The 22,456-nt window shown below is 58.2% G+C and carries 24 protein-coding genes; 21 read left to right on the top strand and 3 right to left on the bottom strand.

Annotated features, from left to right (window positions below; all coding sequences use genetic code 11):
- The 15 genes from LG376_RS10640 (at position 1) to LG376_RS10570 (ending at position 11,356) form a co-directional block, all read left to right on the top strand.
- Complete coding sequence (locus LG376_RS10640) at positions 1 to 426, top strand: hypothetical protein (RefSeq protein WP_370633388.1); 426 nt, start codon at positions 1 to 3, stop codon at positions 424 to 426.
- 463 nt (positions 427 to 889) lie between these two features.
- Positions 890 to 1,690 carry a F0F1 ATP synthase subunit A gene (gene atpB / locus LG376_RS10635; RefSeq protein ID WP_005323384.1) on the top strand — a complete coding sequence of 267 codons (801 nt, stop codon included), beginning with the start codon at positions 890 to 892 and terminating at the stop codon, positions 1,688 to 1,690.
- A gap of 104 nt (positions 1,691 to 1,794) precedes the next feature.
- Entirely contained in the window at positions 1,795 to 2,034 is a 240-nt protein-coding gene (locus tag LG376_RS10630) for an ATP synthase F0 subunit C (protein WP_005323383.1), read from the top strand.
- Between the two features lie 43 nt (positions 2,035 to 2,077).
- Positions 2,078 to 2,647, top strand: a complete 570-nt coding sequence (locus LG376_RS10625) for a F0F1 ATP synthase subunit B (RefSeq protein ID WP_005327643.1) — start codon at positions 2,078 to 2,080, stop codon at positions 2,645 to 2,647.
- A gap of 6 nt (positions 2,648 to 2,653) precedes the next feature.
- Complete coding sequence (locus LG376_RS10620; protein WP_198492896.1) at positions 2,654 to 3,469, top strand: F0F1 ATP synthase subunit delta; 816 nt, start codon at positions 2,654 to 2,656, stop codon at positions 3,467 to 3,469.
- Between the two features lie 60 nt (positions 3,470 to 3,529).
- Positions 3,530 to 5,170, top strand: coding sequence for a F0F1 ATP synthase subunit alpha (atpA, locus tag LG376_RS10615; protein ID WP_225747388.1), 1,641 nt, complete (start codon positions 3,530 to 3,532; stop codon positions 5,168 to 5,170).
- A 50-nt stretch (positions 5,171 to 5,220) separates the two neighbouring features.
- Positions 5,221 to 6,210 (top strand): F0F1 ATP synthase subunit gamma, encoded by a 990-nt coding sequence (locus LG376_RS10610; protein ID WP_225747091.1) that lies wholly within the window; start codon positions 5,221 to 5,223, stop codon positions 6,208 to 6,210.
- A 3-nt stretch (positions 6,211 to 6,213) separates the two neighbouring features.
- Complete coding sequence (atpD, locus tag LG376_RS10605; protein ID WP_005323378.1) at positions 6,214 to 7,659, top strand: F0F1 ATP synthase subunit beta; 1,446 nt, start codon at positions 6,214 to 6,216, stop codon at positions 7,657 to 7,659.
- A 10-nt stretch (positions 7,660 to 7,669) separates the two neighbouring features.
- On the top strand, positions 7,670 to 8,038 hold the full coding sequence (locus LG376_RS10600) for a F0F1 ATP synthase subunit epsilon (RefSeq protein WP_225747090.1): 369 nt from the start codon (positions 7,670 to 7,672) through the stop codon (positions 8,036 to 8,038).
- A gap of 185 nt (positions 8,039 to 8,223) precedes the next feature.
- Positions 8,224 to 8,700, top strand: coding sequence for a DUF2550 domain-containing protein (locus LG376_RS10595; protein WP_225747089.1), 477 nt, complete (start codon positions 8,224 to 8,226; stop codon positions 8,698 to 8,700).
- Between the two features lie 23 nt (positions 8,701 to 8,723).
- The gene (gene nucS, locus LG376_RS10590; protein ID WP_049378385.1) at positions 8,724 to 9,416 is read left to right on the top strand and encodes an endonuclease NucS; all 693 of its coding nucleotides are present in this window, start codon (positions 8,724 to 8,726) and stop codon (positions 9,414 to 9,416) included.
- Positions 9,416 to 9,700: a hypothetical protein gene (locus tag LG376_RS10585; protein ID WP_225747088.1), complete on the top strand. Its 285-nt coding sequence runs from the start codon at positions 9,416 to 9,418 to the stop codon at positions 9,698 to 9,700. Before nucS ends, LG376_RS10585 begins: the two co-directional genes overlap by 1 nt.
- A gap of 10 nt (positions 9,701 to 9,710) precedes the next feature.
- Positions 9,711 to 10,019, top strand: a complete 309-nt coding sequence (locus LG376_RS10580; RefSeq protein ID WP_005323373.1) for a thiamine-binding protein — start codon at positions 9,711 to 9,713, stop codon at positions 10,017 to 10,019.
- Positions 10,020 to 10,946 carry a tetratricopeptide repeat protein gene (locus LG376_RS10575; RefSeq protein ID WP_225747087.1) on the top strand — a complete coding sequence of 309 codons (927 nt, stop codon included), beginning with the start codon at positions 10,020 to 10,022 and terminating at the stop codon, positions 10,944 to 10,946.
- Positions 10,947 to 10,963: 17 nt separating this feature from the next.
- Positions 10,964 to 11,356: a low molecular weight phosphatase family protein gene (locus tag LG376_RS10570; protein ID WP_225747086.1), complete on the top strand. Its 393-nt coding sequence runs from the start codon at positions 10,964 to 10,966 to the stop codon at positions 11,354 to 11,356.
- 4 nt (positions 11,357 to 11,360) lie between these two features.
- Here LG376_RS10570 and glgB read toward each other — a convergent pair whose 3' ends face one another.
- Entirely contained in the window at positions 11,361 to 13,478 is a 2,118-nt protein-coding gene (gene glgB / locus LG376_RS10565; protein ID WP_225747085.1) for a 1,4-alpha-glucan branching protein GlgB, read from the bottom strand.
- Positions 13,479 to 13,522: 44 nt separating this feature from the next.
- A complete protein-coding gene (locus LG376_RS10560) occupies positions 13,523 to 15,532 on the bottom strand; it encodes a maltotransferase domain-containing protein (protein WP_225747084.1) in 2,010 nt (669 codons plus the stop codon).
- 58 nt (positions 15,533 to 15,590) lie between these two features.
- Between LG376_RS10560 and LG376_RS10555 the strand changes: the two genes are divergently transcribed.
- The 6 genes from LG376_RS10555 to LG376_RS10530 are packed head-to-tail and all read left to right on the top strand — an operon-like array spanning position 15,591 to position 21,238.
- Positions 15,591 to 16,412 (top strand): ABC transporter ATP-binding protein, encoded by an 822-nt coding sequence (locus tag LG376_RS10555; protein WP_198492902.1) that lies wholly within the window; start codon positions 15,591 to 15,593, stop codon positions 16,410 to 16,412.
- Positions 16,409 to 17,236 carry an NUDIX domain-containing protein gene (locus tag LG376_RS10550; RefSeq protein ID WP_225747083.1) on the top strand — a complete coding sequence of 276 codons (828 nt, stop codon included), beginning with the start codon at positions 16,409 to 16,411 and terminating at the stop codon, positions 17,234 to 17,236. The genes LG376_RS10555 and LG376_RS10550 overlap by 4 nt, the downstream gene beginning before the upstream one ends.
- On the top strand, positions 17,233 to 18,366 hold the full coding sequence (locus tag LG376_RS10545; RefSeq protein WP_225747082.1) for an SAM-dependent methyltransferase: 1,134 nt from the start codon (positions 17,233 to 17,235) through the stop codon (positions 18,364 to 18,366). The genes LG376_RS10550 and LG376_RS10545 overlap by 4 nt, the downstream gene beginning before the upstream one ends.
- A 24-nt stretch (positions 18,367 to 18,390) precedes the next feature.
- Positions 18,391 to 19,173, top strand: a complete 783-nt coding sequence (locus tag LG376_RS10540; RefSeq protein ID WP_225747081.1) for an electron transfer flavoprotein subunit beta/FixA family protein — start codon at positions 18,391 to 18,393, stop codon at positions 19,171 to 19,173.
- Positions 19,174 to 19,181: 8 nt separating this feature from the next.
- On the top strand, positions 19,182 to 20,123 hold the full coding sequence (locus LG376_RS10535; RefSeq protein WP_225747080.1) for an electron transfer flavoprotein subunit alpha/FixB family protein: 942 nt from the start codon (positions 19,182 to 19,184) through the stop codon (positions 20,121 to 20,123).
- Complete coding sequence (locus LG376_RS10530; protein WP_049378393.1) at positions 20,123 to 21,238, top strand: cysteine desulfurase family protein; 1,116 nt, start codon at positions 20,123 to 20,125, stop codon at positions 21,236 to 21,238. The genes LG376_RS10535 and LG376_RS10530 overlap by 1 nt, the downstream gene beginning before the upstream one ends.
- On the opposite strand, the gene LG376_RS10525 is transcribed toward LG376_RS10530, so the two are convergent.
- A complete protein-coding gene (locus LG376_RS10525; protein WP_225747079.1) occupies positions 21,235 to 22,431 on the bottom strand; it encodes an HNH endonuclease signature motif containing protein in 1,197 nt (398 codons plus the stop codon). The genes LG376_RS10530 and LG376_RS10525 overlap by 4 nt on opposite strands.
- Between the last annotated feature and the right edge of the window lie 25 nt (positions 22,432 to 22,456).

Here is a 22,456-nt window from a genome sequence, read left to right as displayed (position 1 = left end):
GTGAGTGACCAAATAGTGAATCCTGACTTTGATGACCCGCGACTTCCAATACAGCGAGCTGTAAGCCTAGGTGCAAAGGCTCTCCTTGCCATTACAATCGTTTCCCTCGCTGTGTGGGGCGGTATGAAGGGTATGCCTGGGGTATGGGGAGTTGCTATTGGTGCTGCCTTTGGCGGTGGTTTCGTGCTTTTTACAGCTGGGTCTGTCCTCCTTACCGCGAAATCTACCCCGCCCACAACGATTGCCTTAGTTCTAGGAGGGTGGCTAATCAAGCTAAGTGTCCTTATTGGTGTGCTTGCCTTGATCCGCGATCTGGATTTCTACGACACTTGGGCGTTGTTTATAACGGTGGTTTTAGCTCTCGTTGTGACATTAGGCACCGAGGTTTGGGGAGTCGTTACCTCTAGGGTTACCTACGTATCCTAAGTCCCATACGGTTACTCTAGCGACCTCAATTTGGGATGTGCTGTTCTTTGCATGTCGTGGCGGAGGACAGCTCTTTTTTATGTGCACTACCGGCCAGAAGTGGAGATGGGCACCCCCGAGGAGGAGGTGAAAGAGAACAGTGTGATGAACTCCACGTTCTTGAATTTGGCCGGAAAATAGCGGTTTTGATCCTTTGATCGCTGCTATGGGAAAGATCAACTCGCAAACTGGGGCCCCCACGTGCAAAAACTCTTGATCTAGCTGATACTATTTCCCTCGGGTTACCGCGGTAGTTGGCACCAGCCTGCTTTCCGTCCTGGTAAATCCCTGCCTTGATCACGCTGATGTGCGACGGAGTCCGTGTTCAAGGCGGAGAGTTTGAGACGTCCATCGCACCACAGAAGCTTTCACAAGCTGTGTGGCCCGAACACGGGAGAGAACGCTGAGCGTTACAACATTGGCTATGAAAGGGCACTTCCATACGCCCGATCTAGGTGAAGAATTCTTCCCGGGGCAAATGAATGCTGACCATCTGTTTTTCGGCGACTTTGCCGGCGGATGGTTCGCGCTTGATCGCCTGATGCTGATTCGTATATTGATGACGCTGATTGTGGTGATCCTATTCTGGGCCGCCTTTAAGAACCCCAAGCTGGTTCCTTCCGGCCTTCAGAATGTGGGCGAAAACGCGGTCGACTTTGTCCGTGTACATATCGCTGAGGACATCTTGGGTAAGAAGGAGGGAAAGCGATTTCTGCCAATTATCGCTAGCATCTTCTTCGCGGTTTTGTTTATGAACGTTGCGACCGTTATCCCGGGGCTAAACGTCTCGCCAAACGGTCGTATTGGTATGCCAATTGTCTTGGCTGCCGTTGCGTATATCGCCATGATTTACGCCGGTGCTAAGCGTTACGGCTTGGGAAAGTTCATTCGCTCCTCTGTAGTGATTCCGAACTTGCCTCCGCTACTGCACTTGCTGGTGGTACCGATTGAATTTTTCTCTACGTTCATTCTGCGACCGGTTACCCTTGCTATTCGTCTCATGGCGAACTTCCTTGCTGGACACATCATCCTGGTTCTTCTCTTCTCTGCTACGAATTTCTTCTTCTGGCAGCTGAATGGGTGGACCGCCCTGTCTGGATTAACCGTTGTCTTGGGCTTGGCTATGAGCCTGTTCGAGATTCTGGTTATTTTCCTGCAGGCGTACATCTTCGCTCTGTTGACGGCGGTGTACATTGAGCTGTCCCTGCACGCAGATTCGCACTAAGGACGAGGTCGACGAGCGCGACCGAGTAAACCACCTAACTTCACAACATTGACATTCAGTCCGATTGTGGGCTGACACATTTACGAAAGGGAACGACTTTCACCATGAACGAGATCATTCTGGCAGCGGACGCCGCTTCTAAGTTTGAAGGCTTCGGTACTATTGGCTACGGCCTAGCAGCTATTGGTCCTGGTATCGGTATCGGCATCGTCGCCGGCAAGACCGTTGAGGCTATGGCTCGCCAGCCGGAGATGGCCGGTCAGCTTCGTACCACCATGTTCCTGGGTATCGCCTTCACTGAGGCCCTGGCACTTATTGGCCTCGTTGCCGGCTTCCTGTTCTAAAAGCTCGAGTTTTCCAAACCGAAACTTTTAAGACGGGAGACCTATGAATAACGTCGTTTATATGCTTGCTGCAGAAGGAGGGGAGAACCCGGGATCGGGTAGCTTCTCCGTGCTTCTGCCCAAGAATTATGACATTTTCTGGTCTTTGCTGTGCTTCATTGTAATTCTCTTGTTGTTCTGGAAGCTTGTGCTTCCGAAGTACACCAAGATGCTGCAGGAGCGTGAAGACCGGATCGAGGGCGGCTTGAACCGCGCTAAGGCTCAGCAGGCCGAGGCTAAGGCTGCTCTGGAAAAGTACAATGCTCAGCTGGCCGATGCCCGTGCAGAGGCAGCCGAAATCCGCGAGCAGGCGCGCGAGCGCGGTAAGCAGATTGAGGCCGAGGCTAAGACCAACGCGGAAGAAGAGTCCCGCCGCATCGTCGCCAATGGCGAGAAGCAGCTGGAGGCTTCCCGCTCGCAGGTTGTTACTGAGCTGCGTTCCGAAATGGGCCAGAACTCCATCAACCTGGCGGAGAAGATTCTGGGCGGCGAGCTTTCCGACGCCTCTAAGAAGTCCTCCACCATTGATGGCTTCTTGTCCGAGCTCGACTCTGTGGCACCGGCCGGAAAGTAGGCAACTATGAAGGCAGCTAGCCGCGAAGCACTCGCAACCTCACAAACCCGCTTGGATGAGATCCTGGGAGGCGACAACAATGTCGCCACCGCCGCGCAGGCGGGCCTGGATATCTTCGAGGTTGTCGATGTCTTGGATGCAGACCGCGAATTGCGCGTCGCATTCACCGATATCGCCGCCCCGAGCGAGGCACGCAAGTCCCTGGCTGAGACCCTGTTTGGCTCCAAGATTTCCGATGGTGCATTGCTCATCATCCAGGAAGCTGCGGCCGCACAGTGGTCAACCCCGAAGGACTTTGTCAAGGGCTTGGTGTCCCTGGGCCGCCGCGCACTGTTGCGTGGTGCTGAGGCGCAGGGTCAGCTGGGCCAGGTAGAAGACGAGCTCTTCCGCCTGTCCCAGATCCTTGACCGTGAGGGCGAGCTCACCCAGCTGCTTTCCGACCGAACTGCTGATTCCGCCCGCAAGCGCGGATTGCTGGCAAACGTGCTCTACGGCAAGGTCACGATGTTTACTGAGGCACTCGTGCTTCAGGCCATCTCCCGCCCAGAGCAGAACCCGATCGATGACGTAGCCGCTCTGGCTGATTCTGCAGCTGACCTGCAGGACCGCACCATTGCGCGCGTTACCGCAGCGGGTGAACTAAACGAAGGCCAGCAAGCAGTACTCGCTGAGAAGCTGGGCAAAATTTATGGTCGTGCGATGTCCATTCACTCTGAGGTTGACACCAGCCTCCTCGGTGGCATGCGCATCCGCGTCGGCGATGAAGTCATTGATGGCTCCACGGCAGGCAAGATTGCCCGCCTGCGTGCCCAGATGGCGTAGCCGAAACGACAGAAACGATTTAAGTAAGTGCTGGAAGATACTACCGAGAGCAGGAAGAACATGGCGGAGCTGACGATCTCCTCCGACGAGATCCGTAGTGCGATTGCGAACTACACCTCGAGCTACTCCGCGGAGGCCTCCCGTGAGGAGGTCGGCGTGGTCATTTCGGCAGCTGACGGTATTGCGCAGGTTTCTGGCCTGCCGTCCGTTATGGCGAATGAGCTGCTCGAGTTCCCAGGCGGCGTGATTGGCGTCGCACAGAACCTTGACACTAACTCCATCGGTGTCGTGGTCCTGGGCAACTTCGAGTCCCTCAAGGAGGGCGACGAGGTTAAGAGGACCGGCGAGGTTCTCTCCATCCCAGTGGGCGAGGAATTCCTCGGCCGCGTAATTAACCCATTGGGTCAGCCGATCGACGGCATGGGCCCAATCAACGCTGAAGAGGAGCGCGTCCTCGAGTTGCAGGCACCATCCGTGCTGCAGCGCCAGCCGGTTGAAGAGCCAATGCAGACCGGCATCAAGGCTATCGACGCAATGACCCCGATCGGCCGCGGCCAGCGCCAGCTGGTCATCGGTGACCGTAAGACCGGTAAGACCGCGGTCTGCATCGATACCATTTTGAACCAGAAGGCTAACTGGGAGTCTGGCGACAAGGACAAGCAGGTACGCTGCATTTACGTCGCTATCGGCCAGAAGGGCTCGACCATCGCTGGCGTGCGCCGCACCCTTGAGGAGCACGGTGCACTGGATTACACCACCATCGTGGCCGCACCGGCTTCCGATTCCGCCGGCTTCAAGTGGTTAGCACCGTTCTCCGGTGCAGCGCTGGGGCAGCACTGGATGTACCAGGGCAACCACGTCCTGGTAATCTACGATGACTTGACCAAGCAGGCTGAGGCCTACCGTGCCATTTCCTTGCTGCTGCGCCGTCCGCCGGGACGCGAGGCATACCCAGGCGACGTATTCTACCTGCACTCCCGCCTGCTGGAGCGTGCTGCAAAGCTTTCCGACGACATGGGTGCCGGCTCCATGACCGCCCTGCCGATCATCGAGACCAAGGCAAACGATGTCGGCGCCTTCATTCCGACCAACGTCATTTCCATTACTGACGGCCAGGTCTTCTTGGAGTCCGACCTGTTCAACCAGGGCGTTCGCCCGGCTATTAACGTCGGTGTTTCCGTCTCCCGTGTCGGTGGCGCTGCACAGACCAAGGGCCTGAAGAAGGTCGCCGGTAACCTGCGTCTGGACCTGGCTTCCTACCGTGACCTGCAGGCCTTCGCGGCATTCGCATCTGACCTTGATGCTGCCTCCAAGGCTCAGTTGGAGCGCGGTTCCCGTCTGGTCGAACTGCTGAAGCAGTCGGAGTCCTCCCCGCAGCCGGTGGAGTACCAGATGGTTTCCATCTACCTCGCCGAGGCTGGCATCTTCGACGTCGTTCCCGTTGAAGACGTCCGCCGCTTCGAGAACGAGGTGCACGAGTACCTCAATGCCAATACCCCAGAGGTCTTTGAGCAGATTTCCGGCGGCAAGCCGCTGACCGATGAGTCCAAGGACGCATTGGTTGCGGCAGCTAAGGACTTCCAGCCGACCTTCCGCACCTCCGAGGGCCACAACCTAGGCTCCGAGGCGCCGGAAGAGCCGTTGGATGAAAGCGACGTAAAGAACACCGAGCTCAACGTCTCCCGCAAGACGGCTAAGTAGAGTTCAGAACTCAAAACTAACCGTCTAGATTAAAGAAGGGAGGAGACACGATGGCTAATCTTCGCGAACTACGTGACCGCATCCGGTCCGTCAATTCGACTAAGAAGATCACCAAGGCCCAGGAGCTCATTGCTACCTCGCGCATTACCAAGGCGCAGGCTAGGGTAGAGGCCTCACAGCCGTACGCGGCTGAGATGACCAGCATGATGAACAAGCTGGCTGCGGCTTCTACGTTGGAGCATGACATGCTGCGTGAGCGTGAAGACGGAAACGTCGCCGCCATCCTCGTGGTCACTTCTGACCGCGGTATGTGCGGTGGCTACAACAACAACGTCTTCAAGAAGGCGGCACAGCTGCAAGCTCTCCTGGAAAGCAAGGGCTACGAGGTAGTTCGCTACGTTACCGGTAATAAGGGCATCGGCCACTACAAGTTCCGCGAGGACGAGGTAGTTGGCAGCTGGGGCGGTTTCTCTCAGGATCCAACCTGGGAGACCACCCACGATGTGCGCCGTCACTTGATTGATGGCTTTATTGCTGGTTCCCATGGCACTACCAAGGGCCGCGACGGCCTGCATGCGCAGGGGGAGGGCGCCGGTGTACGTGGCTTTGACCAGGTACACGTTGTCTACACCGAGTTTGAGTCCATGCTGACCCAGACCGCGCGTGCTCAGCAGCTGTTGCCAGTTCAGCCGGTTATTCAGGATGAGGAGTATCACCTCGGTGAATCCGCGCTGACTGACTCCGAGTCTGCGGACGATATCGCCGCAGGATTCGAGTTTGAGCCAGACGCAGATACGCTGATGGAAGCGCTGCTTCCGCAGTACGTCTCGCGTATCCTGTTTGCTATGTTCTTGGAAGCTTCTGCTTCCGAGTCCGCTGCACGCCGTACAGCTATGAAGTCTGCTACTGACAACGCAACCGAGATGGTCGAGGACCTCTCTCGCGTGGCTAACCAGGCCCGTCAGGCACAGATTACCCAGGAAATTTCAGAGATCGTCGGTGGCGCTGGCGCGCTATCTGACAGCGCAGAAAGTGACTAGATTATGACTACAGCTCTGCAAGAGCAGAATGCACAGTCTTCGGCAGTCGCCGGTCGTGTCGTGCGCGTCATCGGTCCGGTTGTGGACGTGGAATTCCCACGTGAGGCACTGCCGGCCCTGTACAACGCACTGCACGTCGACATTAAGCTCGAAGCTGTTGCAAAGACCGTCACCCTCGAGGTCGCTCAGCACCTCGGTGACAACCTTGTCCGTACCGTGTCCATGGCACCGACCGACGGCCTTGTCCGCGGTGCCGAGGTCATCGACTCCGGAAAGCCAATTTCCGTGCCGGTCGGCGACGTCGTCAAGGGCCACGTCTTCAACGCCCTCGGTGACTGCCTCGACGAGCCGGGTCTCGGCCGCGATGGTGAGCAGTGGGGCATCCACCGCGAGCCGCCAGCGTTCGACCAGCTTGAGGGTAAGACCGAGATTCTGGAGACCGGCATTAAGGTCATTGACTTGCTGACCCCGTACGTTAAGGGTGGCAAGATTGGCCTCTTCGGCGGCGCAGGTGTGGGTAAGACCGTTCTCATTCAGGAGATGATTACCCGTATCGCCCGTGAGTTCTCCGGTACCTCCGTCTTCGCCGGCGTCGGCGAGCGTACCCGTGAGGGCACCGACCTCTTCCTGGAGATGGAAGAGATGGGCGTGCTGCAAGATACCGCACTTGTCTTCGGCCAGATGGATGAGCCGCCAGGAGTCCGTATGCGCGTGGCTCTGTCCGGCCTGACCATGGCGGAGTACTTCCGCGATGTGCAGAACCAGGACGTGCTGCTGTTCATCGACAACATCTTCCGTTTCACCCAGGCCGGCTCTGAGGTTTCGACCCTGCTGGGTCGTATGCCTTCCGCTGTGGGTTACCAGCCAACCCTGGCTGATGAGATGGGTGTCCTGCAGGAGCGCATTACCTCGACCAAGGGCCGTTCTATTACGTCCCTGCAGGCCGTTTACGTTCCTGCCGATGACTACACCGACCCGGCTCCGGCAACGACGTTCGCTCACCTGGACGCCACCACCGAGCTGGACCGTGCTATTGCTTCGAAGGGTATTTACCCAGCAGTGAACCCGCTGACCTCTACCTCTCGTATCCTCGAGCCGGGTATCGTTGGCGAGAAGCACTACGAGGTTGCACAGCGCGTCATCGGTATTCTGCAGAAGAACAAGGAACTCCAGGACATCATCGCCATCCTTGGTATGGACGAGCTGTCCGAGGAGGATAAGGTCACCGTTCAGCGTGCCCGCCGTATCGAGCGCTTCTTGGGCCAGAACTTCTTCGTCGCACAGAAGTTCACCGGCCTGCCGGGCTCTTACGTGCCGCTGTCTGAGACCATCGATGCCTTCGAGCGCATCTGCGATGGCGAGTTTGACCACTACCCAGAGCAGGCCTTCAACGGTTTGGGTGGCTTGGACGACGTCAAGGCTGCATACGAGAAGTTGAACGAGAAGTAGGGAGAGGCACATGGCTGACATCACCGCCGAATTGGTTTCCGTCGAGCGCCTGCTGTGGTCTGGACAGGCCTCCATGGTCACGGCTGAGACCACCGAGGGTGAGATCGGCGTGCTTCCCGGTCACGAGCCAATGATCGGGCAACTGATCGATAATGGCGTGGTGACCATCCACCCAGTGGACGGCGAGCGCCGCGTCGCCGCCGTGCAGGGTGGTTTCCTCTCCGTTACCCAGGACAAGATTACCGTCCTCGCTGATTGGGCCATCTGGTCCAATGAGGTGGATGAGGAGAAGGCTCAGAAGGATGTCGCTTCTGAGCACGAGCTCACCAAGTCCCGTGGCGAGGCCGCACAGCGTGCAGTTCGCCGCGCCAAGGCTTAATACCTTGGATTGGTAGGAGAGGGCAGCAATAGCCGCCCTTCCTGCTCTCTTAAGGCGCATCGGTTTATAGCCGGTGCGCCTTCTTCGTTTTTTCTTTGCCTTTTCTTATTGGCGTGTAGGCCCTTCAAGGCGCTACAATCCAAAGAATCAGTTTCTCCACAGAGCGAGGATGGCGTGAAAGGCCCATGAATTCAACGGTGGTTGCAGTGCTTCTGTGGGCCCTTGCAGTGGCCCTGCTGCTAGTTATTTTTCTGGCTGCGCTTCGCTTTTTCACCGTGCGTTCGCGCGGTACTTCAGTCCTCCTGCGCCGAGTTCCGGCTAAGAATTCCCTGTCCTGGCGCCATGGTTCGTTGCGTTATGAAGGCGAACTTGTGGAGTATTTCAAGCTCCGTTCTGTCTCTCCGCGCTGCGATCTGCGCATCAATCGCCTCGACATCGAAGTAGTGAGCACCCGCCCGCTTGATGATGACGAGGCTTCTTTTATGTCCGCTGCCACCGAGGTCGTTCACTTTCGGGCCAAGGGAAAAGAATATGAGTTGGCGTCCGACGCGCACGGCATCATGGCCTTCGGGGCGTGGGTAGAGGCTGCTCCATCAAAACGCCAGCAGCGCTTTGACTTCCGGGAATTGCGCGAGCGTGCTACCCGTCAATCCAAGCGATAACTCCACCCGCTAGGGTAGAGAACATGCGTTTAGTAATCGCCCGATGCTCAGTAGATTACGTGGGCCGCTTGGACGCCCACCTGCCGATGGCAGACCGCCTGCTCATCGTCAAAGCGGACGGTTCCGTGTCCGTGCATGCCGACGACCGCGCTTATAAGCCGCTTAACTGGATGACACCCCCGTGCACCCTGAAGGAGTCAGCGATTGAGGACCTCGACGGGGAAGACACCGGCGAAGTTTTGTGGCTGGTGGAAAACCCCAAGGGCGAGCAGTTGCGTATCACCATTGCTGAGATTCATGAAGAAATCTCCTATGAGATGGGCGAGGATCCAGGCCTAGTCAAGGATGGCGTCGAAGCTCACTTACAAGAGCTCTTGGCGGACCAGATTGATACCTTGGGCGAGCGCTACACTTTGGTGCGCCGCGAATATCCCACGGCCATCGGTCCTGTGGATATTATGGCTAAGGATGAGAACAATAATAACGTCGCCATCGAGGTAAAGCGCCGCGGTGGCATTGATGGCGTAGAACAGCTGACACGGTATCTAGAGCTGCTTAATCGCGATGAGCTTCTCGCCCCTGTGTCCGGTGTATTTGCGGCCCAGGAAATCAAGCCGCAAGCTCGTACCTTGGCTGAGGACCGCGGCATTCGGTGCGTCGTACTGGATTACCAAGAGCTGCGTGGGCTTGAGTCTAATGAATTGCGGCTGTTCTAATGCCACGGCGAAATAGGCGTAAACCCGTAGAAGTTCGATCCCTGCCCAAGGACGGCTCAACCTTCCTGGGCTCGCAAACGGTCGAGGGGCCAAGCTGGACGCACGGCGAACCCTACGTCATGCGGCATATCGGTTCTGCTCGCGCTCAGAAGTACTACTTGTGCCCTGGCTGTAACCAAAACATTCCGCCCGGGGTGGCACACATCGTCGCCTGGCCGCGGGACGTGGGCCGCCAGGGCGACGATCGCCGGCATTGGCACCGCCACTGCTGGGAGCGCAGGTAGACTAGCGGGCATGATTGTTGCATTTTCTGTAGCCCCTGCGGTGGTCAACAATGACTCCCAAGAAATGGCCGATGCCGTGTCCGAGGCTGTGCGCGTGGTCCGCGAATCCGGCCTGCCCAACGAGACTAATGCCATGTTCACCTTGCTAGAAGGCGAATGGGACGAGGTCTTTGACACGATTAAAAAGGCCACTGATGCAGTGCGTGCGGTTTCCCCACGCACTTCTTTGGTGGTCAAGGCCGATATTCGCGAAGGCGTAACTAATCAGCTAACGGACAAAGTAGATGCGGTTAACCGCCGCCTTGCAAAGGAGGACTAGATGACTTCACCAAATAATGCTTATGTAGGAGGAGCGCTCGACCTCAGCCAGGTCAAGGCGAGAGCCGAGGCCCGGCAGAAGGCGCAGGAATCGCCGCAGACAAGTGCCGGCGGCGTCCAGTCCTTCTTCACGGTGACCGAGGCCAACTTCGATCAAGATGTGGTTCGCCGGTCTACGGAAGTTCCGGTCGTGGTCCTCATCGGTACTGCTCGTTCTACCCAGTCGGAGCAGTTGAAGACTGACCTTGCGGATTTGGCCGCGCAAGGAAACTTGAGCTTCTTGGTTGCTTACGTGGATGCGGATGCTACTCCGCAGGTTGCGCAGGCCTTTGGTGTTAAGAATCTGCCGACAGTCGTGGCCTTGGGTGCTGGGCAGCCACTGACGAACTTTGAGGGTGCGCAACCCAAAGACGCCCTAAAACAATGGGTCGATACCCTGGTGCACAATGTTGGACCACAGCTGAAGGGCCTGCAAGGCAATGAGGCATCGGCACAGCCACAAGAGGAAGAAGAGGATCCGCGTCTCCAGGAAGCAGAAAGCTTCTTGAACGCCGGCGACTTTGATGGCGCTCTCAACGTCTACAACTCCATCTTGGAATCCGAGCCCGATAATGTGCAGATCAAACAGGCGCGCGACACCACAGTCTTGCTCCAGCGCCTCGATCCTGCCAACCAGACCGAGGACCCGATTGCGGCCGCGGAAGGAGATAAAGGGGACGTCGATAAGCAAATGCGAGCTGCCGACGCCGAAGTGGTTGCCGGCGCCCCAGAAAAAGCCTTTGATCGCCTCATCGAGACGATGAAGACAACGGCTGGTGATGAGAAAGCGCGCGTGCGCGAGCGCTTGCTGGAGCTCTTCGGACTCTTTGAGGGGAATGACCCGCGCGTGATGGAAGCTCGCACCAAGCTGGCAAGTGCCTTGTACTAGCTCGGTAGTATAAAAGCATGACTTCAGTGCTTTTCCTGTGTAATACAAACCGTGGCAAGTCGCAGATGGCTGCGGCGCTAGCCGCCAAGCATGCGCCTGACTGGGATATTTACTCGGCTGGGGTGCAAACTACCCCGGAGCATACCCAGCAGGGCATCAATCAAGAAGCCAAAGCTTCCCTCGAGAAGGTGGGGGCAGAAATGACTGGTACCCCTGCTCTAGTGGATCCCCACCTGGCTGCCGCTGTCGACCACGTCATCGTAGTAGGTGATGCGAAATATGAGGGGCCAGCGCAGCGGTGGGACATCGAGGATCCTTCGCTGCGTGGTTTGGAGGGCGAAGAGCGCATGGACGCGTTGCGCGATGACATAGATGCTCGCGTAGCTGAGTTCGTGCGCGCCCAGCGATAACTCTCTATCCTTCCAGCACGTACCACTGCACGGAATTGGCCGGCAGATGCAGCGTCGTGGAGTTGTTCTCCACGCGGATGCGCTGGGGAAGTGGGTTCCCAGCGCCTTCGTAGACGGCGTCATCGGTGTTGAGCACCATCTGCCATTCGCCGTCCTGTGGAACCCAGAGGCCATAGTTGGGAATGGAAGAGCCAGAAAGGTTGCATACGGCGAGCAGAGCAGAGCCGTCTGCACCGTAGCGGACATAACCAAGGACGTTATTGGTCGAGTCATCTGCTTTGACCCATTGGAAGCCATCCTGGTTGAAATCCTGGCTCCACAGTGCTGGGGTATCGCGGTAGACGAGGTTGATATCCCTTACGAGGCGCTTGATGCCGTGGTGCCATTCGCTACCCCAACCGTCGAGGTTGCTCCAGTCTACGGAATACCCCTCGGCCCACTCGGTAGTCTGGCCAAATTCCTGGCCCATGAAGAGCAGGTTCTTGCCGGGGTGGGAGAACATGTAGCCATAGAGGGCACGGAGGCCGGCGGCCTTATTCCAGTCGTCGCCAGGCATGCGCTCCCACAGCGAGCCTTTGCCGTGCACAACTTCGTCGTGGCTAAACGGCAACACGTAGCGCTCGGAGTAAGCATAGACCATGGAGAAGGTGAGCTCGCCGTGGTGATAGGAACGGTGAATGGGCTCGTGCTTGAAGTACTCCAAGGTGTCATTCATCCAGCCCATATTCCATTTCAGGGAAAAGCCTAGGCCGTTTTCAGAGGTGGGGGCGGTAACTCCCGGCCAGGAAGTGGATTCCTCGGCAATGGTGAGTACGCCTGGATGCGTGCGGTTGAGGGTGGCGTTGGTTTCCTGCAGGAATTGCACGGCCTCCAGGTTCTCGCGCCCGCCATATTGGTTGGGCAGCCACTCATCGCGGGAGTAATCGAGGTAGAGCATGGAAGCCACGGCGTCTACGCGCAGGCCGTCGATGTGGAATTCTTCGGCCCAGTATAGGGCGTTGGCCACGAGGAAATTGCGGACCTCATTGCGGCCGAAGTCAAAGACATAGGTCCCCCAATCGGCCTGCTCGCCGCGGCGGGGATCGGGGTGCTCGTAGAGAGCCTGGCCGTCAAAGCGACCCAGGGCCCAATCATCCTTGGGGAAGTGTGCTGGCACCCAGTCCACGATGACGCCGATGCCATTCTCGTGCAGGGCATTGACCAGCTCTCGGAATTCATCCGGCGAGCCCCAACGCGCAGACGGCGAGTAGTAGCCAGAGACTTGGTATCCCCAGGACCCGCCGAAAGGATGCTCGGCCACGGGCAAGAGCTCGACGTGGGTGAAACCGTGCTCCTTAAGGTATGGGATGAGATCCTCGCGCAAGCGGTTGTAGTTGGCGCCGATTTTCCACGAGCCGACGTGTACCTCATAGATGCTCATGGGCACATCGAGGTTGCCGGTACGCTTGTCCATCCAGGCGGAATCGGACCAGGCGAAACTGGTGGAATCCACGATAGAGTCCGTCTCCGGCGGGCAGGCGGTGCGCTTGGCCAATGGGTCGGCCTTGTCCTTGCGGCCCTCGTGGCTAAAGATGGCGAACTTATAGTGCTCGCCAGCACCGATACCAGGAACAAAGACCTCCCACACGCCGGTAGAGCCGAGTGAACGCATCGGATAGTGGGTGGGGTTCCAGCCGCAGAAATCGCCCACGACGGCCACGCCTTGGGCATTAGGGGCCCACACAGCAAAGGAGACGCCGGAAACGGTACCCATTTCGGTGTCATAAGAGCGCAGGTTGGCGCCGAGGACATCCCAGAGGCGCTCGTGGCGGCCTTCCCCAATCAGGTGCAGATCCAGCGAGCCCACCGTGGGAAGGAAGTGATAGCCGTCTGCCACGGTGCGGGTAGGTGCCTCCGGATAGGAGATTTCTAAGCGGTAATCGCAGTTATCGCCAATTTCCGCCTCCCAGATGTCGTCGCCGACCAATTCCATGGACACGGATTGTGCGGGGGTATGAAGCTGTACCGCGGTGGCACCAGGCTGGCGGGTGCGGACGGTACCTTCATGCCAGCCGTAGCAACCGTGCGGGTCATGGTGGCGGCAGTCATTGAGGCGGGCGAGGTCAGCGGCCGGGATAGTCATACAATCAGAGTACCTAGTTCGAGTGCGGTCCGGTGGGCGAATCTTTACGGGCGGTAGTCGGTGACCTCGCGCCAGGTGAGCTGTTCCTGGAGGGCGTGGTCGGCAGGGGGAAGGACGAAGACATGGGCGACGTCGCGAAGCGGCTCTAAGCGTACAAAGTTGCGCTCGGACCAGTGGTAGGCAGAGCCGGTAATCGTGTCCCGGACGGTATAGGACTCGCCAGGGTGGCGGCCGATAGCCTGCATATCTACCGTGACGGTGGCTTCCTGTGCATTGCGCGGATCCAGGTTGACCACAACGAGGACTACATTGCCGGAGGCTGGATCCGCCTTCGAATAGGCAATGATGGCCTCATTGTCGGTGTCATGGAACCGCAAGGTGCGCATTTGCTGCAAAGCGGGATTATCGCGGCGGATCTGGTTGAGCAGCCGGATATAGGACTCGAGGGAATCTCCTGACGCAGCCGCCGACGCAAAATCGCGCGGGCGCAGTTCGTACTTCTCAGAGTCGAGATATTCCTCGGAGCCTGGGGCTACCGGGGTGTGCTCGTAGAGTTCAAAGCCGGAGTACACGCCCCATAGAGGCGACATGGTGGCGGCTAGGACAGCGCGAATGGCGAACATGGCACGCCCGCCGGTCTGCAGGGACTCGTGCAGGATATCCGGAGTATTAACAAAGAGGTTGGGGCGGCAGATATCTGCTTGGTCGACGTGCATCCGGCCAAACTGGGTGAGTTCTTGTTTAGAGGTCTGCCAGGTGAAATAGGTATAGGACTGGGAGAAACCCGCCTTCGCTAGACCGAAGAGGCGAGGCGCGCGGGTAAAGGCCTCCGCCAAGAAGATGACATCCGGATGGGTGGCATGTACGCGGGTAATCAGCCAGTTCCAAAAGTTTGCCGGCTTGGTGTGCGGGTTGTCCACGCGGAATGTACTCACACCGGCTTCCACCCAAATCATCAAGGTCTCATAGATCTCGTGGTAGATGGCATCAGGCGCGTTATCGAAGTTAAGCGGATAAATATCCTGATACTTCTTCGGCGGGTTCTCGGCGTAGGCGATGGAGCCATCCGGAAGGACGGTGAAAAATTCTGGGTGGCTGCTAGCCCATGGATGATCGGGCGATGCCTGAAGCGCGAAATCAAGCGCTACCTCCAGGCCGAGTTCCTGGGCGCGGGAGACGAGTTTTTGGAAATCCTCCATCGTGCCCAGGTCCGGATGGGTGGTGGAGTGGTCCTGGATGGCCCAGGGGCTTCCCACATCGCCGGGCTCGGCCACGACCGAATTATTCTTTCCCTTGCGATGTACCTTGCCGATGGGATGGATGGGCGGAAAGTACACCGTATCGAAGCCCATATCGGCCACCCGCTCCAGTGCCTTGGCAGTGGTATCAAAAGTGCCGTGGACTGGATTTCCCTCTTTATCCCAGCCTCCCGTGGAGCGGGGAAAAAGCTCATACCACGAGTTGTAGAGTGCGGCCCGGCGCTCCACATAGACCTCGTGGATTGCGCCCTCCACCAGCAGGTCGCGCAGGGGATGCGAGTGCAGGATGCCTGCTACTTCCTCCGAGAGCGCTACCTGCACGCGCTTATCGACGTCCAAGGACTCATCCTCCAAGTCGCGAGCGGCCGCAAAGAGCGGTTCCACCACATCCGACGGGGTTTGCAGAGCCGCGCGAGAAAACAACTCTGCGCCATGCTGCAGGTCATTGGCCAACTCAGCAGCGGATTGCCCAGCCGCCATCTTCTTGGTTACCGCGTTCTTCCACGTGGCGATGGGATCGGACCAGGCATCGACGCGGAAGTACCAGGTGCCTTGGGTGCCCGGGGTAAATACGCCGTGTACGCGATCCTGGTCATCGGGATCAACGTGCATGGTGACGGAGGAGGTAGCCGCGGTCCGTGCCGCCCACGCAGACAGGGTTGCCGAGACCGCATCGTGGCCCTCGCGCCAGACGAGGGCGGTGACAGGAATTACCTCGCCTACAACGGCTTTGGAGGCTACAGAACCGGCGGAGATAAGCGGGCGGACATCGTCAATACCAAGGCGAGTAGTCATGCCCATAAGACTAATGCAGCTGTGTCAATTTCACCGGGCAAAGAACAAATCAGTCACAATGGAAAGCGTGAACGACGTAACTCCCACTGATCAAGATTGGCTCGTAGATTTTCGCGGCGTCGAGCTGCGCCGCGGCGGCAAGACCCTCGTCGGACCCGTGGACTGGCAAGTAGAGCTTGATGAGCGCTGGGTCATTATTGGCCCCAATGGCGCGGGCAAGACCTCGCTGGTGCGCATGGCCGCGGCCGAAGAATTCCCCTCGAAAGGCACCGCCTTTTTGATGGGGGAGCAAATCGGCAAAACCGACATGCGCGATCTGCGTGCACTTATAGGCATCTCTTCCGCGGCGGTGCAATCGCGCATCCCGGACACTGAGCGAGTAGACGATCTAGTTGTCTCCGCAGGTTACGCTGTGCTGGGCCGCTGGCGGGAAGAATACCAGGACATGGATTTCTCCCGCGCGGATGACATTTTGGCCCAAGTTGGGGCCACCCACCTCAAAGAGCGCACCTGGGGAACCCTGTCTGAGGGAGAAAAGAAGCGCGTCGTCCTCGCTCGCGCACTCATGTCTAACCCGGAGTTGCTCATCCTCGATGAGCCGTCCGCAGGAATGGACCTGGGAGGCCGCGAAGACCTCGTGGGATATCTTGGCAATTTAGCCATGGACCCCGATGCCCCAGCGATAGTCATGATCACCCACCACGTGGAGGAGATCCCCTATGGCTTCACCCACGCCATGCTATTGGATGAGGGTAAAGTTGTGGCAAAAGGACTGATTAATTCCGTCCTCACGTCCGAAAATCTGACTCGCGCTTTCCACCAGCCCATTCAGGTGGACCGCATTGGACAGCGATACTTCGCCCGACGAGCTTCTCTATGACCAATCCTTTTCATGACCGTCTCGATGCCATTGACGCCAGCGATACCACCGGCTTCCACGGTGGGCGCTTGGCGGCAACCGTCCTGCTCCTGCGGGACGGCGCTGATGGTCTTGAAGTGTGGGTACAAGAGCGCGCCCACACCATGCACAACTACCCGGGGCATTCAGTATTTCCGGGCGGCGGTGTAGACCCACGTGACTTTCCGCCGCGTTCCTGGGACTCGGGCGAGCTGTGGGCCGGAAAGTCTGTCATCTCCATGGCGCGCCGGATGGGGGTGACCAAGTACAAGGCCCACGCCCTTGTTTTCGCCGCTGCCCGCGAGCTCTTCGAAGAGGCCGGCACCCTTTTCGCCATCCGCGAGGACGGCATTGTCTCCAATGCGCGGCGCTATCACCAAGAGCGAAAACTACTAGAAAACCACACCATTTCCTTTACCGAATTCCTCAGCAATAACGGAATGCGCGTCGACGCCGATATGCTCCTTCCTTGGGCGCGCTGGGTAGGAAAGGGGAAAAGCCATTGGTTCGACACCTTCTTCTTCGTTGGGGTGTTGCCCTCCGGCCAAGAACCCGATGGGGATACCGATGAAGCAGACGATGCCGGATGGTTCTCCCCGCAGCTCATCCTGGACGGCTGGCGCGCCGGGCTGGTGCGCCTTGTCATCCCCACGTGGGCACAGATGCAAAGGCTGAGCAAGTATTCCTCCGTACAGGAGGTCCTAGAGGACGCATCCTTTTCGGACCTGCGCCCCGTCATTGGGGATCCACGCGAAGATCCCCGCTACCGCGAATTCTTTTCCACCACCCCTTTAGACCGAATATGAGTTATACCCCCGCAGAAGTCGACTTCCTTGCCGAACATCAAGAGGAAATAGCACACCTTGACCTCCCCTTAACCAAGGCTTCTCGGCTCAAAGACACCGAAATCCTCAAAGCTAAGTTCGGTGAGTATGGCCGCGCGGTCATGGAGTTGGTAACCGCCCGCAGTTCCGGAAAGCTCCCGCACGATTGGCTTATGGACGCAGACTCTGCCCAGCAAGCAACCCCCATCGAAGTGGCGGCGTATCGGACGAAATTCCTCGCCGAGCAGGGGGTGCGCGGCGTCCACGACGTCACCTGTTCCATCGGCACCGAAGGCTATAATTCTCCGCTCGACTACATTGGCTCAGACCTGGATGGATCACGGGTAAGAATGGCGAGGCATAACCTCTCTTCCGCCAAGATTTTCCGTGCGGATGCGCTGACGACTACTACCACCGCCGATGTTCTCCTTGCAGACCCGGCCCGCCGCGCCGGTGGCAGGCGAATCACGCGGCCGGAGGATTTGATGCCACCGCTCCCGGAGGTCGTCGATAAGCATCGCGACAAGGAACTGGCCATCAAGTGCGCTCCTGGCCTTGATTTTAGCGAGTGGGACGGCCTCGTCACCGTCGCGAGCGTCGACGGCGGGGTAAAAGAAGCCTGCCTTTATACCCCAGGCCTTGGCAGCGGCCGAAGAGCGGTAATGATTCGAGGAAACAAGCTGGATGTCCTCGACGACCACGCAGATAACCTACCCGATGCTGGAGACATTGGCAGTTACCTCATCGACCCAGATGGGGCCATCGTTCGAGCGGGATTGGTCCAGCACTACGCGGCCAGGGAAGGGCTGCATCAAATCGATCCGCGCACCGCATACCTGACAGGAGAGAGGATCCCGGAGGGGACTTCGGGATTTCCATTCATAGAAAAAGTACCCCTAAAGAGATTAAAATCCGTACTTAAATCCTATGACGCAGGAAGCTTAGAAATCCTTGTACGCGGGGTAGAAGTGGACCCTGACCAGCTGCGGAAGAAGATGAAGCTGAAGGGGACGAGGCCTTTTGCGGTCATCATTACGCGAATTGGCTCACAGGGAATCGCCTTGCTGTGTCAACCCCGAGTATCATCGTCCGAGGATAATTACGCAACATAAATATATCGGAAAGGTGAGTGCCCAATGCCAACTATCGTGGCTCTGGTCAAACACGTGCCGGATACGTGGTCTACCAAGTCTTTGAACGATGACCACACCCTGGATCGCACCTCCGTGGATAACGTCATTGATGAGGTTAATGAGTACTCCGTGGAACAAGCCCTGCGACTGCGCGACAATAACCCCGATGCGGGCTACAAAGTCGTAGCACTGACGATGGGGCCGGCCCAGGCCGACGAGGCACTGCGTAAGGCTTTGGCTATGGGCGCCGACGATGCCGTGCTCGTCTCCGATGATTCCTTGGCCGGCGCGGACGCGCTATCGACCGCGTGGACCCTCAACGCCGCGCTCAATAAGCTTGACGACGTCCAGCTGATCACCGCCGGCACCGAGGCTTCCGATGCCTCCACCGGCCTGCTTGCCGGCCTTCTTGCCGAATACCGCCAGCTGCCGGCCCTTACCGGCTTGCACAAAGTAGAGCTAGCTGACGGCACCGTGCAGGGCACCCGTGATGACGCGCGCGGCACCTGGGAACTCGAGGCGCCACTGCCGGCGATCGTTACGGTGAACGATAAGAGTGACAAGCCACGATTCCCCAATTTCAAGGGCCTGATGGCAGCTAAGAAGGCGGAAATCACCACCTTCACCCTGGCTGACCTGGGCATCGAGGCCATCGCGCCGACGACCTCTGTCTCGGCCGCTGAGAAGCGCCCACCGCGCACCGCCGGCGAAGTTATTTCGGAGCCCAACCCGCAAGATGCAGCGAAGAAGATCGCTGATTTCCTGTCCGCAAAGAACTTGATTTAGGAGTAGATATGTCGCACGTTTACGTACTAGTTGAGCACGACGCGGACAACCTCCTTCCCGTTACCGGCGAGCTGATTACGGCCGCGCGGGAATTGGGTACGGTGTCCGCAGTGGTCGTCGGCAAGCAGACCGATAAGTTCGATGCCGACCTTGCCGCCCTCGGCGCCGCACAGGTAGTTCAGGCAACGGCCGAGGATTATGAACAGCGTTTCCTTACCCCGGAGGTCGATGCCCTGCATGCGCTTGGCGCTGCGAACCCAGCGCCCATCGTGCTGGCCGCAACTCCGGCCAATAACGAGATTGCCGGCCGCCTCGCGGCTCGCCTCGCCTCTGGCGCACTGGTCAATGTCAATGGCATTGCCGCCGATGGCTCCGCCCAGATGAGCATTTTCGGTGGTTCCTATGAGACCACCTCTACCGCCGCTGGCCAATGCCCCATCTACACTCTTCGTCCAGGCGCGGTTGAGGCTGCACCACAGCAGGTAGAGGCGCAGCCGGCGCCGATGCCGTTGCCGGCCGCCACGGGCAAAGATGTCAAGGTAACCTCCTTTACTCCGGCACAGAAGTCCGCACGACCGGAAATTACCGAGGCCAAGGCAGTCGTCGCCGGCGGGCGTGGCGTGGGCGATGAGTTCGGCGCCGTCGTCGAGCCGCTTGCCGACGCCCTCGGGGCCGCAGTCGGCGCCACCCGCGACGCCGTCGATGAAGGCTTTTATGACGCCGCGTATCAGATCGGCCAGACCGGTGTTACCGTCTCGCCCGACCTCTACATCGGCTTGGGTATCTCTGGCGCTATCCAGCACACCTCTGGCATGCAGACTTCCGGCACCATTGTGGTGGTCAACCAAGACCAAGATGAGCCGTTCTTCCAGATCGCTGATCTCGGCGTCGTGGGCGACCTGCATGAAATCGCACCTGCCCTGACCGAGGAACTGAAGGCGCGCCGGTAATGCCGCACTACTTTGACTATGCCGCTACCCAGCCGATGCGCCAGAGCGCGATTGACGCGTGGGTGGCGGCGGCCGGCTCCCTCAACTCCGGCGCGCAGTATGGTTCTGGCCGCAAGGCTCGGTCCGTGCTGGATGATGCCCGTGAAAAGGTGGCTTCCCTCCTCGGCTGCGAGCCCATCGAGGTCATCTTTACCTCTTCTGGCACCGAGGCGGACAATATCGCCATTCAAGGTCTCTACGCGGCTGGGCAAACAAACCGCATTATTTCTACCGATATTGAGCACCCGGCCGTGCGCGATACCGTCTCTAAGCTGGAGAAAACCGGAGCAGCTGTCGATATCCTTCCCGTCGACCGTTCCGGGCACATTGCAGATCTATCGGCCCTAGACACGCTTGCCGACGTCGCTACCTGCATGTGGGCCAACAACGAGACCGGGGCCATTCAGCCCATCGAAGAGATAGCCACACGTGCGAATGCGACAGGCACACCCGTGCACGTGGATGCGGTGCAGGCTGTGGGCAAAGTTCCCATCAATTTTTCTGATTTAGGGATCACCAGCCTCGCCGCCAGCGCCCACAAGTTCGGCGGCCCCCGCGGCATCGGTCTGCTTTTGGCCAAGCGCAGTCCTGCGCCCCAGCCGATTGCTTACGGCGGTGGCCAAGAACGGGGCATCCGCCCTGGCACCGTGGACGTGGCGGGCGCTTCCGGTCTAGCTGCGGCATTGGAGGAATCCGTCTCCGAAATCACCGCCCAGGGTGAGCGAATTACTGCTCTCCGCAATAAGCTGCGCGACGGAATTTTCGCCACCATCGACGACGTAGTGGTCAACTCTGCCGAGCCGTGCTTGCCTTCCCATCTGCACGTCTCATTTCCCGGTGCTGATGGCGATAGCCTCATCATGCTGCTGGATTCCTTGCAGATCGAGGCCTCTTCCGGCAGTGCTTGCAGCGCTGGCGTAAACCGCATGTCTCATGTCCTCGAGGCAATGGGCGTAAGTGAGGCGGAAGGAATCGGTTCCCTGCGTTTTACTCTCGGCAGGCTTACTTCGGAAGAGGATGTTGACTACGTCTTGGCTCATCTTCCGGAGGTTATTTCACGAGCCCGTTCCGTCTAGCTATCATTCCTTTCTTTCGCCGCAGATCGCCGGGCGGCGATAGCTTGGCCTACCGTAAGCGCCCAGTTCTTGTTCTTGGGCGCTAACGGTCCTTGGGGCTCATCATATTCCCAGCGGCCATCGTCAAAGAGCCATACTATGTCTCCAGTATGCGGATCCATGATGTAGAAGGCACCACCATCGGTTTTGATGTTGTGGTGATGCTGGCAGAGTGATGCCAAGTTGCTCCCCGCCGTTTTCCCTCCCTGTGCATGGTCAATCCGGTGGTCCTTTTGGCAGTTCTCTGCGGGGCGATTACAACTTGGCCAGCGGCACACGCCATCGCGGCCTTCCACGTAGGCGCCAACGAGCGGGGGAGTAACGTAGCTTTCGCTCTCCATCCTTTTTGCAAGGTCCATATCCCGCGTCTGGGTGGGACGCAGACTGTCAGCGGTCTCAGGGCTTACCCATCCGAATCCCCGGATAAATGCGGGAGCAGCCTCCTGGTCGTGGGCTCGGTACATATGAAGAACCACTTTTGCCCGCGACTCAATTTCGCCCAAAATCAACTTGGCTAGGGCTTCAGCTTTCGTGAGGTTATGCTCTTCGGCTGCCTTACTAACGTGTTCATCGATGGCTAGCATGGTAACTTCATCGAATTCCACTGCTAGCCCGGCCTTCCCACCGAAACTGTGGTAGGTGAAATAGGAGTCGTTCCCTGCAGCAGGCTCTTTATCTTCATTGGGGTGTGGGTCCTCTACAGCAATGAGGCCAGTTAGTTTTCGCCGCAAATTCGTATTCGAAGGCAGTACCTGGCCGGGCTTCGTGGGGGTCAGGTAACGGGCAAGCTCTTGGTCTATCCGCTCGAGAATTTCGGTCGGGATGTCGCCCAGCTTGCTAAGCACGGCGTCGATAGTAATAAGACGAGAGAAGTCCAGGAAGTAATAGGTGTCCTGGAGCGCCTTTGTGAGTGGAAGCTCTGCGAGTCGATAAAGGGCCATTGTTATGTCTCGCGTGCGCCGCTCGCTTAAGCCCGTGCGGGTGGAAAGTGTGTGGCAAGATATATCGAAATCTTCTTCTAGGTCTGGCTTCACCTCATTCCAGAATAGGTAATCTTGTTTTCTGATTTCTGTGGCTTTAACTGCAAGTGGATCGTTGGGATCATTGACTATGTAGTAGGCGTCCAAGATTAAATCCCCCGATTTGTAGAACATGTGTGCTTAACTTCATGGTGAATAT

Source organism: Corynebacterium sp. Marseille-P4611, from assembly GCF_916618765.1.
GTDB lineage: Bacteria > Actinomycetota > Actinomycetes > Mycobacteriales > Mycobacteriaceae > Corynebacterium > Corynebacterium marquesiae.
The sequence above is the reverse complement of the archived record's forward strand: the minus strand, read 5'-3'. Positions and strand labels throughout refer to the sequence as shown.